The organism is Limibacter armeniacum, assembly GCF_036880985.1.
Classification (GTDB): domain Bacteria; phylum Bacteroidota; class Bacteroidia; order Cytophagales; family Flammeovirgaceae; genus Limibacter; species Limibacter armeniacum.
The window spans coordinates 309,918-323,139 of the sequence record NZ_JBAJNO010000002.1; the positions used below are offsets into that span (position 1 = coordinate 309,918).

The window sequence follows — 13,222 nt, forward strand, 5'->3', positions numbered from 1 at the left end:
TAGTGAACATTTGGACAATTCATAAATACATTTGTGAAATATAAGTGTATAATCCATACTTAATTTTCAAATCAAATGGTTTACCATCATCCTTTACTGAATTAATAGACCAAATGAGAAATGTACTGATTATACTCAGCTTGCTGCTGTTTGGAACCAATGCACAGCTTTTAGCACAGGAACAGATCCTGAAAGGAAAGGTAACGGATACAGCCACAGGTTTTCCGTTGCCTGGCGTCAATATACAGATAGAGAACACAGCCAAAGGAACCATGTCGGATGCCAATGGGGCATTCCAGTTGGGGGTATCCAAAGGCGATGTACTGCTAGTATCTTTTATTGGATATAAATCAATGTCTTTGGTGGTAGGTAATGCAACCACGTTGGACATCAAACTCGAAGAGTCACTGGAAGAATTGGAAGAGGTGATTGTGGTGGGTTACGGTACCACCCAAAAGAAAGACCTGACCGGTTCGGTGGCTTCCATCAGTCGGGACGATTTTGTACAGGGAATGGCTTCCTCACCGGAAAACCTGATTCAGGGCAAGATTCCGGGGGTACAGATCAATGCTGCTGACGGACAGCCCGGTGGCGGTAGCCGCATCAGGGTGCGGGGTATCACTTCTATCAATTCAAGCAGTGAACCACTTTATGTTATTGATGGTATTCCATTCGGAACAGGAGGTGCTTCTTCAGCAGGTGGTTTTGGAGGAGAAAATCCGGTGTATGTTAATCCGATGTCCTTTATCAATCCAGATGATATTGAATCCATTAACGTATTGAAAGGTCCTTCGGCTACAGCCATTTACGGTTCTAGGGCTGCCAACGGGGTAATCATGATCACGACCAAAGGTGGAAAGGGACAGCAAAGTGCCATTACCTACGATGTGAGGCTGACTTCCTCAAACGCGGCAAACCTGTATCCGGTATTGGATGCAGCAGCCTTTGATCGGTCACAGCAATGGATTGAGGAAAATACAAATGGGTTTACCCGTAGGGAAAACGGTGGAACAGCTACCGATTGGCAGGATGCCATTACCCGCAATGCCTTTTCGCAGATGCATTCCTTGAGCCTAATGGGTGGACAAGGCAAAAGTTCTTACTATGCTTCCCTGAGCTACACCGATGAGCAAGGGGTGGTAGACCAAACCGGTATGCAGAAAATCTCTGGTAACCTTAAACTGAAGCAGAGTGCCGTTAACAACAGGTTGGGACTGTCACTGAATGCCTTCTTCAACACGAGGGATTATCAGAATGGACAGATGTATACGATTGGTTCCAACGAGCCGGGTGCTGTCGGACAAGCAATTCAGTATGATCCTACCTACAGACTGGATACAGAGATTGATCCTGCCAGTGTCTCATATTTCAACCCTTACAATCTGCTGCATCAGTTGACAGACGAGTTTACCACCAAGAACATGGTGATGAACATGATTGCAGACTTTGCCCTTACAGATTATTTGACCTATGACCTGAGCTATACTTACAGCGATGGAGCTGGCTACCGTGATATCTACTGGCCAAAGAGCAGCCCGAAAGGTTACCCGACGGGCAGGGCAGGAAAAAGCAGTAACCGTAACTGGGGCAATATTCTGGAAACGACCCTTAAGTTCAACAAGTCATTTGGTGACCATGCCATTAATGCTTTGGCAGGTTACTCGTTTCAGGAAAACTTCAGTGCCAACCAGAGTGCAGTTGGAGTAGGCTTCCTGACCGACAGCAACCTGAATAACAACCTAGGTGCCGCACTGGAAAACCCTGAGAAGCCGACTTCAGGTAAGTCCTCTTCAAGGCTGATTTCATTCTTTGGGAGGGTTAATTACAACTATGCAGGCAAGTATTACCTGACAGCTGCCATGCGTAGAGATGGTTCTTCCAAATTTGGTGTCAACAACAAATGGGCTGCTTTCCCTTCAGTTGCATTGGCATGGAACGTAGCGGAGGAGTCTTTCCTGAAAAGCAATGAGCTGGTATCCATGCTGAAGGTAAGAGCTGAATGGGGTATGTCCGGTAATCAGGAGATCGGCAACTATCTTTCGTTGAGTACGCTGAAGCCACAATCCGATCAATATAATATGGGAGATGGCAATTATGTGACGACCATAGCGCCAACCAAATTCCCGAACCCGAACATCAAGTGGGAATCCACTACCGCTTACAATTACGGTGTTGACTTCGAGTTGCTGGACGGAAAGGTTTCCGGAAATATTGACTATTACATCCGGAACACCAATGACCTGCTGCTGACCTACAATGTACCGCAACCGACCATCATTTCAACCATTACGGATAACGTGGGAGAGATGCGCAACAGCGGTATAGAAGCTGCCCTTAACGTGAAGGCACTTAAGAAAGGGGATTTTGCCCTTGACTTCAGCTTCAATATGGCACACAACAGCAATGAGATTGTTTCCCTGTCCAACGGACTGTATAATAAGGAAGACCAGTACTACGGGGAGTTGTATGGCGGTACCAACAACGGGGTATTTGCTTTCCGGATTGCGGAGGGAGAAGCCATGAACAGCTGGTACACGTATGAATTTTCGAAGGTAGCCAAAGACGAAACAGGTCAGTATCAGGAGTATTTCTTGAACAGCAAGGGTGAGGAAGTACTCTTCAATGAGCTGAATGCCGATGAGGACCGCAAGTATTTCGGCGATGCGATTCCGGATGTGACTTACGGATTGACGACTACTGCCCGTTTCAAGAATTGGGATTTCAGTTTCTTCCTGCGTGGTGCAAGCGATTTCTATCTGCTGAACAATACAAAACTGGTGATGTCGGCACCGACCAACCTTTACAACAGTTTCAACCTGTATGATTATGGTTTGGATCAGTTTGGAGGAGAATACCCGAACCTGACCTATAACTTCTCCAACAGATGGCTGGAGAAAGGCGATTTCCTGAAGTTGGACAACCTGACGTTGGGTTACAAGCTAAATACCACTAAAGTCAATTGGCTGAAAGGATTGAGAGTGTATGCGACTGCCCGTAACCTGTTTACGATCACGAACTATTCAGGACTTGATCCGGATGTGGCACAACAGAGCAGAAGATCAGGACAATTGCCTGCCTATGGTATTGAGTACGCAAGCTATCCTGTCACGAGAAGCTACACCTTCGGAATGAATGTAACCTTTTAAGCTAACCTGAAAATCTATTGCCATGAAACATATACTGAAAATATCATTGCTGACTTTCACTGTGCTGCTTGGCGCTTGCACAGACTTGGAGGAGCAACCTTTCTCGGAGATTTTTGCAGATGAGTTTTATAAAACGGAAGCGGAATTTGAAGCGGCACAGGCGACAGTTTACAGTACGATGAGCATCTTGTCGGATTGGCGACTGGAAGGACTGGATATGGAATCGGATGCAATTGCCATTCCGCAAAGAGGTAACGCATGGGGCTATGATGGCTTCAAACAGTTTGAGCGTCACCGCATCCTGTCTACCGAACAGCGGATGATGGGGAGTTTTTGGGCAGGACTTTACAAAGGAATTATGACTGCCAATGCTACATTGGAAACATTTTCATTGGCAGAGCAGTCAGACCTGAATGCCCTCTATTCAGCAGAAACCCGTCTGTTGAGAGCACTTTTCTATATGTACCTGATAGATATGTGGGGCGATGTACCGTTGGTAACTGCTTCAAGAGTGGAAACCACGAACCTGGCAGGCAGAGAAAGCAGATCAGTAGTATTTGACTTTATAGAATCGGAACTGCTGGAAGTGGCACAGGTAATCCCGTCAAGGGGAGAAAGCGATGCATTGCCTTTCCCAAGAGTGACAAAAGAAACAGCCCATGCCCTGTTGGCTACCCTTTACCTGAATGCAGAAATATGGAAAGGGCAGGCAATGCTGGACGAATGTGTGGAACAATGCGATAAAATCCTGAAAAACGGCAATTACGGATTGGTAGACAATTACTTTGACCTGTTCAAGGTAAAGAACGAGGATGCTTCAAGGGAGATTCTGCTTTACCTCGATATTGAGGCTGGCATCACAAATGGAAACCTGCCAACAGTGAACCGATCACTGACCGATACTTATATCAAAGATTTGTATCCTAGTTTCCCAAGCAAGGGGCAGAACGGCATGTGTGTTCAGCCCTACTTCTATAACATGATGGACGATGACGATATCCGTAAGAGCGAAGGGCTGCTGGCTGGACTGGTGATCGGGAAAAACGGAGAGCCATTAAAGGAAAGCGGTCAGGAGATTAACCACAAGGTGGAGTTTGACTATTGGGATGCAGGACTTTTTGACGGAGTAAGAATCACTAAGTGGGAAGTGGATATGGGTGCCATTGGCATCTTCAATAGTCATGGAGTACCGCTGATAAGATTGGCAGATATCATGCTGCAAAAGGCTGAGGCACTGATTCGTAAAAGCGGTCCGAATGCTGTTTCGGATGACCTGATCAATCAGGTAAGGGCAAGGGTATTTGATCCTGCGCTTCATAGCGAGAAGTTGCGTTCGGGATACACGCTGGAAGCAGTGTATTGGGAAAGGGGCTTTGAGCTGCTTTCGGAAGGACACCGCAGAAGGGATATGGTACGCTTCGGTACGTTTACAGAAGCATCCAAAGACCTGAAAGGGGACGGAAGTCCCTGGTATGAGGCGCATTCAGCGGATTATATCCTGTGGCCGATTCCACAAGGAGATATGGATGCGAACCCGAACCTGAAACAGAACGAAGGTTATTGATTTGATTGTGGACCCTTGCCTTATGGCAAGGGTTCACGAATTCATACAAGTGTTTTTCTTTTCATTTACCCAACTACTTTTTTATGAACCAGATCCCCAAAATATTACTGCTTGTTTACCTTTTCTGCTGTGGGGTGTTGCAGGTAAACGCTCAAAACCAAGCCCATAAAAAGCCCAATGTGCTGCTGATTATCACGGATGATATGAATGGTTATGGCGTATTCCATGAATATCCGGGCGTGAAGATGCCCCACTTCGATAAATTCAGGGAAACGGCGATCAGCTTTACCAATGCCCACTGTCCGGCACCGGCATGCAACCCTTCAAGGGCAGCCACTTTTAGTGGGTTCAATCCGAATGTGACAGGCAGCTATGAGAATGGGGCAGACCCTTGGCGACAGTCAGATTTGCTGAAAGAGGTCACTTCGCTTCCTGAACTTTTCCATAATCAGGGTTATACCACTTATGCACAGGGCAAGATATTTCATGCCAAGCTAACGGAAGGAAGGGAGGAAGCCATGTTTGATGCCCACGTATACAAGGGAGGTTTTAAGCCTTTTCCGAATAACAAGGAGGAATGGGTAGATGGCAAGTTTTTCTCCCAGAAAGCATGGGAAGGGCCGGATGAGGATTTTCCGGATAATATCAATGCGGAATCCATGATGAAATTTTTGGGAGAAGCACATGATAAACCGTTTTTGGCGATCTATGGCTTATGGCGTCCGCATACACCGTTTACGGCACCTAAGCGCTTTTTTGATATGTATAAAGGGCTGCAATTTGATTTGCCGGCAGGTTACCGTGATGGAGACCTTTCGGATGTCACTTCCCTTTCCAAGAAAATAATTGACCCATTCAGCAGGTTTGAACATGCCGGAAAAGGAACAGAGGAAACGTGGAAGCAAATGATTGGCGCCTATGCCGCCTGCAATTCCTTTGCAGACTGGAATGTGGGCAGGGTGATTGAAGCATTGGATAACAGCGCATACGCTGACAATACCATTGTGATCATTTGGTCAGACAACGGCTTCCATTGTGGAGAAAAAGACCATTGGGGTAAGTTTATGTTGTGGGAGCAATCTACGAGAGTGCCTATGTTTGTTCGTTATCCGAAAATGAAAAATGCTGGAAAAGTCTGTACCAAACCAGTTAGTTTGGTAGACATCTATCCGACCTTGATTGAATATTGTCAGCTGCAAAGCCCTGAGAGAAAGTTGGATGGAAACAGTATGCTGCCATTGCTGGAAAATATTAAGGACAAGAACTGGACACGTCCGGCATTTACTGCAAATGGTAAACAATGGGCAACATTAAGAACAGAACGTTTCCGATATATCCGTTACCCTGACGGAACGGAAGAACTGTATGACCACAAGAAAGACGGGTTTGAGTTCAAGAATCTGGCAGATGACCCGAAGTATAACAAGGTCAAAAAGGAAATAGCCCAATGGTTGCCGGAGGAATGGCAGACACCGTTGCTGCTCAAAAATGGAATTCCTAAGACAACCGGTAATTTGTAATGACGACATTCAGACAATTTTTTTAATCCTTATCGAGACAAATCATGAATGATAAAGTATTTAAATACTGTATCAGCTTATTGGTACTGACCTTGTCAGTTTCAGGAGCAGTAGCACAGAAGAGCAAATGGAAAATGCAGGAAAGTTCGCTGATGACCCCTTGGGCAGCACAGCTGGATCCTGAGAATGTATTGGGCGAATATCCTCGACCAATTATGGAGCGGGCTGACTGGCAGAACCTGAACGGAATCTGGGAGTTTCAGGAAGCACAGCTTACAGATGGAGTACCTTCCGGCAAAAAGCTGAAAGAAGAAATACTGGTGCCTTTTCCTTGGGAGTCGGCACTGTCCGGTATCAGAAGACAGTTGGATAGCCGTTCGGCTTGGTACAAGAGAACCTTTACCGTTCCTGCCGGATGGAAAGGAAAAGACGTGCTGCTGCATTTCGGAGCAGTGGACTATGAGGCATTGGTATACATCAACGGAAGCTGCGTAGGACAGCACAAGGGTGGTTATGATCCTTTCTCATTCAATATTACCCCTTACCTGAATGCGAAAGGGAATCAGGAGATCATCGTGAAAGTAAAAGATCCGGGCAATGAGGAAGGTATCGCTTACGGCAAGCAGAACAACACCCGTTTTGCTGATCCGCAACGCTTTTCCTATTCACCTGCTTCGGGCATCTGGCAGACGGTTTGGATTGAACCTGTCAGCACCAACCATATTGCAGACCTGAAAATCACCACCAATATCGATAGAAAGACTATTTCGGTGACAGCACTTCCGGAATCTCACACCAATCAGTCTAAGGTAGAACTGTTGGTCATGGATGGAGAAAAGATAGTCGCAACAGGAACAGGGGAATTGAATAAACTTATTGAAGTAAAAATAGCAGACCCGAAGTTATGGTCTCCTGACAGTCCTTTTTTGTATGATCTGGAAGTGAAATTGAAAAAGGGAGAGGAAGTAATTGATCAGGTGAAAAGCTATACAGGCATCAGAAAAATTGCTTTGGGAGAAGGAGAAAAAGGTTTGAAGACCATTGAGCTGAACAATGAATTTGTCTTTCAGATGGGACCACTTGACCAAGGCTATTGGCCCGATGGCATCTATACCGCGCCAACGGATGAGGCATTGAAATGGGATATTGAGAAGACCAAGGAGTTCGGGTTCAATATGATACGTAAGCATATCAAGGTGGAGCCACAACGCTGGTACTATTGGTGTGACAAATTAGGCATACTGGTTTGGCAGGATATGCCGAGTTCTAATAAGCAAAGAACGGAAGCAGAAAAAACGCAGTTTGAAACAGAGTTGCAGCAGATGGTTAAGACCCATTGGAATCATCCGTCGATTATCACTTGGGTAGTATTCAATGAACATTGGGGACTGTATGATCCGGTAAGGCTGACGGAAAACGTAATGGCAATGGACCCAACCAGACTGGTGACAGGTAACAGCGGCATTGATGCAGGAAAGCCGGACATTGATTATGAGGTGGGGCATATCAAGGACAACCATTCTTACCGTCCGCCTAACTGTCCTTTTGCCAATCAGAAACGTGCCGTCGTTTGTGGCGAATACGGCGCAATCGGCTATAAGCTGGAAGGACACGTATGGGATGCGGACGGTCCTTGGGTGCATTTCAACTACAAGGGAATGGAAGCCGCAACAGCGGAGTACGAGAAATTTATCGGGCAGATTCTGGATTTCAAGAAAGAGGGATTAAGCGCCGCCGTTTACACCCAATGGACAGATGTGGAAAATGAGATGAACGGACTTTGGACTTATGACCGCAAGGAAGTAAAGCTGGATCAGAAAAGAGTGACGGAAGCCAATAAAAGTACTTACGAAAAGAAAGAAGGATTATAAGGATGAAGTATTTTCTGACAGGTTGGTTAGTTTGTGCCATTTCCTTTGCAATGGCACAAACTAGCCAACCTAATGTAATTATTATTTTCACTGACGATCAGGGTTATCAGGATTTGGGTAGTTATGGTTCTCCAAATATCAGTACCCCCAACCTTGACAGGATGGCAAAAGAAGGCATCCGCTGTACGGATTTTTACGTAACGGCATCGGTATGCAGCCCTTCGAGAGCTTCCCTTCTGACGGGCAGATATCCCAATAGAAGCAGTGTGGGAAGTGTATTTTTTCCTGATCAGCAAGGCATGGATTCCGAACAGGTCACCATAGCTGAAATATTGAAAGAGGCTGGATATGTCACCGCCTGCTTTGGTAAGTGGCATTTGGGAGATAGCCAAGAAAACCTGCCACTCAATCAGGGATTTGACGAGTACTTCGGTATTCCGTACAGCAATGATATGTATATCGGCAGCAAGCAGTCATTTGCTCAAAATGTGGTATTCAGGGAAGGTTACAGCCTAGAAAAGGCAAAAGCAGATCAGCGATTTGTGTTGGAAAACAAAAAGGATAGGCAGAAGATCAAGGAAAAGGGTTTACGTGGGTTATGTCCATTGTTTGAAGGCAATGAGATTGTAGAATATCCTTGTGAGCAGACGACCCTGACTGAGAGGTACTTTGACAGGGCAATGGACTTTATTGGGAAACAAGGTCCCAAACCGTTTTTTGTCTACCTGACACCTGCTATGCCCCATGTTCCTTTGTATGCCTCAGAAAAGTTTGAAGGCAGAAGCATAGGAGGTCTTTACGGAGATGCGGTGGAGGAAATAGATTGGAACGTTGGCAGGCTAATGCAATACTTGACTGATAACAGGTTGGATGAGAATACGATAGTGATTTTCACTTCCGACAATGGTCCTTGGTTGGGTTATAAAGATCAGGCAGGTCATGCAGCGCCTTTGAGAGATGGTAAGTTTACCAACTATGAGGGAGGGGTAAGGGTACCGTGCATTATGCATTGGAATAGAAAATGGGATGCGGACAAATCAGTCGGAACCATTCTCTCAACAGTGGATTTATTGCCTACCATTGCTTATTACGCTGGAGTGGAATTGCCAAAAGGTCAAACGGATGGAATCAATATGGCAAGGCACTTGGAAAACACTGCCCACCCGTTGGCACGGAATCAAGTACTTTACACCAAAGGAAAGCATGTTGTCGGCATCCGGATTGGGGATTGGAAACTGCTGCCCCAAAGTGGTGCACGTCATTCGGACGAAACTTCAAAACCGGAATTGTTTAACCTGAAGGAGGATATTTCCGAATCCAATAACCTATATGACAAGCATCCTGAAATAGTCAGGCAACTGACCATAGAATTGGAAAAATTTTCCGAAACGGTTAAGTAAAATTATAGATCCTTGAATATAAAGAAATTCCTTCGACTCGCTCAGGAAACTAATAGAGGTGGCTGAGCGAAGTCGAAGCAGAGTAAGCTTTTTTAATTTCTAATTAGGATTTTTATAAATGTAGGGTGTGCCTCCATATGAGTATCCTTTATTAACTGTAACCTCCTAACACCTCGATTTTTACGATTGCCCAAAAGCATTTTCTATTGTCCCATTTGTACCAACCTTTCCCTTCTGCTCTCATCTGAACGATCAAGCCCTATTTAGAAACCTCAGGGCAACCCGAATGACTGCCTTCTCCCAATATTTGAACATGTATGAAGGAGGCTAGCCTTGTCTACCTCCAAGATGAAAATGAAATAAAATTACACACTTACAATGAAGGCAGTGCCAACTGCTGACTCATTGCTAAATAAGAAATGGTTATGATGAGTAGTTTTTCTTTTTGGGATTATGCCGTCTTTATCGGGTACGGCATCCTGATTATGTGTATGGGATTATGGGTGTCGAGAGACAAGAAAGGGGAATCCAAATCGGCAGAGGATTACTTTCTGGCATCCAAGTCACTACCTTGGTGGGCAATTGGTGCTTCACTGATTGCCTCCAACATTTCGGCAGAGCAGTTTATCGGAATGTCAGGGTCGGGTTTTGCCATTGGTTTGGGCATCTCCTGCTACGAATGGATTGCGGCAGCTTCCCTGATTATTGTAGGCAAATACTACCTGCCGATTTTCCTGAAGAAAGGCATCTATACCATGCCACAATTCCTGAAGGAACGCTTTGACGGCAGGGTCAGCATGAGCCTTTCCGTATTTTGGCTGCTGGTTTATGTGTTCGTCAACCTGACTTCAGTATTGTATATGGGCGCCTTGAGTTTGAAGATTATCATGGGCATTCCGATCATGTATGGCATTGCCGGACTGGCACTTTTTGCAGGTATTTATTCGGTCTATGGCGGTCTGTCTGCAGTAGCATGGACGGATGTAGTACAAGTTGTGATTTTGGTCATTGGCGGTTTGTTGACTACCTATCTGGCATTTGATGCACTTTCAGGCGGAGAAGGAATGTGGTCAGGATTGGAAGTTGCCTTCCAACAGGCACCTGAAAAGTTTAAGATGATCATTGAGAAAGGAACCATGATTCCGGATGGAAGCGGCGGTTTTGTAGATGCCTACGATATGTTGCCAGGGTTGGGAGCCCTATTCGGAGGTATCTGGATCGTAAACCTGGCTTACTGGGGACTGAACCAATATATTATCCAACGTGCATTGGCAGGAAAAAGCCTGGAAGATGCACAGACGGGGGTAGTGTTTGCCGGTTACCTGAAATTGATGATGCCACTGATTGTGGTACTTCCGGGTATTGTGGCATTTGTGATCAACAAAGACCCAATGGCTTACAATGTGGGAGAAAATTTGGCTTCAACAACAGCGGATATGGCAGCAGGCGCTATCACCAAATCAGATGAGGCATACCCTTGGTTGCTGAACACCTTTATCCCGACAGGACTTAAAGGGTTGGCATTTGCAGCATTGGCGGCAGCCATCGTTTCCTCTCTGGCATCCATGATCAATAGTACATCCACCATCTTTACAATGGATATCTACAAGGCACATATACAAAAAGAAGCTTCTAACAAGAAGTTGGTAAGTATGGGACGTCTTGTGTCAGTAATAGCCTTGGTGATTGCCGTTTTTGTGGCGCCATTGTTGGGTGAGTTGGATCAGGCATTCCAATTTATTCAGGAGTTTACAGGACTTGTAACACCGGGTGTATTGGTGATCTTTACCTTAGGTCTTTTCTGGAAAAGGGCAACAGCGAATGCAGCCTTTGCAGCGGCTATCCTGACATTCCCGCTTTCATGGGGAATGAAAGTCTTGGTTCCATCCATGCCATTCCTTGACAGGATGTTTATCGTGATGATATTACTGTTGGCTGTAGGCGTGATTGTTTCACTGATGGGAACAGAAGACAAGGAGAAAAGCATCAAACTGGATAAAGGACTTTTCAGTACCAGTACGCATTTCAATATTGCATCAATAGGGATTTGTGGTATTCTATCTGTGTTATATTTGGTATTCTGGTAGAGGATAAACAGCAAACAGACTTTCAATCGGTTAATTTGGTTTAGGGAAAAGTGGAATCGCTTTATATAGCGATTCCATTCATTTTGAAGTAAATAATAAAATGAAAAGACCATACATAATACTAGCTCTAATTCTGCTACTGTTGTCTAATTCGCTTTGGGCACAAAACACCAAACAGCAGAAAAAGCCCAATGTCCTGATGATTATTGCAGACGATATGAACGGTTTTGGGGTCAATAAAATCTACCCGGTAGTCCAGACTCCCCACCTCGATAAATTGGCAAAAGAGTCCATCAACTTTAAGAATGCCGTTTGCAATTCTCCAGTCTGCAATCCTTCCCGTTCTTCCTTTTTCAGTGGTTTGTATCCTCATACCTCAGGGTCTTACTTAAATGGTAGCGATGCTTGGAACCGTTCTGAAAAGGTAAAAGCAATCAAGAGCTTGCCGGAATGTTTTAAAGAAAATGGATATGAAACGTGGGGTAGGGGAAAACTCACCCACAGTCCTGTTCCTGAAGAACGGAAACAGCAAATGTGGGACAACTCATTAGCACGAAATGGAGGGTTTGGACCTTTTCCTGAAGACCAACAATACTGGTATGGCGGAAACAAGTTCAAGTCTGTAAAGGCGTATGAAGATGATCAGGTATTTCCCGATGTGTGGAATGCTGACTCAGCTGTCGTATTTCTGGAGCGAGAACACAAAAAGCCTTTTTTCATGTGCTATGGCTTGTGGCGACCACACTCACCCTACACTGCCCCGAAAAGATTCTTTGACCTGTACAATGAAGAGGAATTAACCTTGCCCGCAACTCACCAAAAAGGAGATCTGGATGATGTACCATTCTTAGGGCGAATGCTGGTGGACTCCCTAAAGAATTTTCAAGGTAGTGAGGAAAACCCTGATGCTTTGGTTAAAAAATTCCTCTATGGCTATGCTGCCAATACTAGTTTTGCGGATTGGAATATAGGTCGTGTATTGGAAGCATTGGACAAATCTGAATATGCGGATAATACGATCGTTATCCTGTTTTCGGATAATGGATTTCATGCCGGATCAAAACAGCGTTGGGGAAAAGCCACGCTTTGGGATATGGCGGATATTGTCCCGATGCTGGTACGTATGCCTGACAAAAAAGGGAGTGTATCCAATGCGACTGTAAGCTTGGTTGATCTCTACCCAACCTTGGTCGAGTATTGCGGCATCAGCAAACCAGCGCAACAAATGGATGGGCAAAGTTTTCACTACTTACTTGAAAACCCGAATGCAAAATGGGATAGACCTTCTTTTACTTCTTATGGCATAAAATATTCGTCTGTTAGAAGCGAGCAGTACCGCTACATTCAATATCCAAATGGAACGCAAGAATTGTATGATCTAAAGCAAGACCCTTACGAGTTTGAGAATATCGTAGAAAAAAGCGATATGAAAGAAGTGATTGAATACCATCAGCAATTTATTCCTGAAAAGTGGGCTGAATCAACAGGCGGAAGACTGGAAGTGAATAGGGATTTTGACGAGGTAATGCGGGAGCTGACGCCTTTACATAGAGCATATGGTAAAAAGAGTAAGAAGAAGAATAAAAGAAAGGAAAAGCAGAAATAGTTGAAGGAGATCTTGAAAAGAAATCTCA

7 protein-coding genes are annotated in these 13,222 nt (G+C 45.0%); all 7 read left to right on the forward strand.

Annotation, left to right across the window (positions count from 1 at the left end; all coding sequences use genetic code 11):
- Positions 1 to 113 precede the first annotated feature (113 nt).
- Positions 114 to 3,146: a SusC/RagA family TonB-linked outer membrane protein gene (locus V6R21_RS02270; RefSeq protein ID WP_334240503.1), complete on the forward strand. Its 3,033-nt coding sequence runs from the start codon at positions 114 to 116 to the stop codon at positions 3,144 to 3,146.
- A 22-nt stretch (positions 3,147 to 3,168) separates the two neighbouring features.
- A complete protein-coding gene (locus V6R21_RS02275; RefSeq protein ID WP_334240505.1) occupies positions 3,169 to 4,710 on the forward strand; it encodes a RagB/SusD family nutrient uptake outer membrane protein in 1,542 nt (513 codons plus the stop codon).
- Positions 4,711 to 4,793: 83 nt separating this feature from the next.
- A complete protein-coding gene (locus V6R21_RS02280; protein ID WP_334240507.1) occupies positions 4,794 to 6,230 on the forward strand; it encodes a sulfatase in 1,437 nt (478 codons plus the stop codon).
- 44 nt (positions 6,231 to 6,274) lie between these two features.
- Positions 6,275 to 8,101 carry a glycoside hydrolase family 2 protein gene (locus tag V6R21_RS02285; RefSeq protein ID WP_334240509.1) on the forward strand — a complete coding sequence of 609 codons (1,827 nt, stop codon included), beginning with the start codon at positions 6,275 to 6,277 and terminating at the stop codon, positions 8,099 to 8,101.
- Positions 8,102 to 8,103: 2 nt separating this feature from the next.
- The gene (locus tag V6R21_RS02290; protein ID WP_334240511.1) at positions 8,104 to 9,501 is read left to right on the forward strand and encodes a sulfatase family protein; all 1,398 of its coding nucleotides are present in this window, start codon (positions 8,104 to 8,106) and stop codon (positions 9,499 to 9,501) included.
- 425 nt (positions 9,502 to 9,926) lie between these two features.
- Positions 9,927 to 11,588, forward strand: a complete 1,662-nt coding sequence (locus V6R21_RS02295) for a sodium/sugar symporter (RefSeq protein ID WP_334240513.1) — start codon at positions 9,927 to 9,929, stop codon at positions 11,586 to 11,588.
- A gap of 100 nt (positions 11,589 to 11,688) precedes the next feature.
- Complete coding sequence (locus tag V6R21_RS02300) at positions 11,689 to 13,194, forward strand: sulfatase (protein WP_334240124.1); 1,506 nt, start codon at positions 11,689 to 11,691, stop codon at positions 13,192 to 13,194.
- The last annotated feature ends 28 nt before the right edge of the window (positions 13,195 to 13,222 follow it).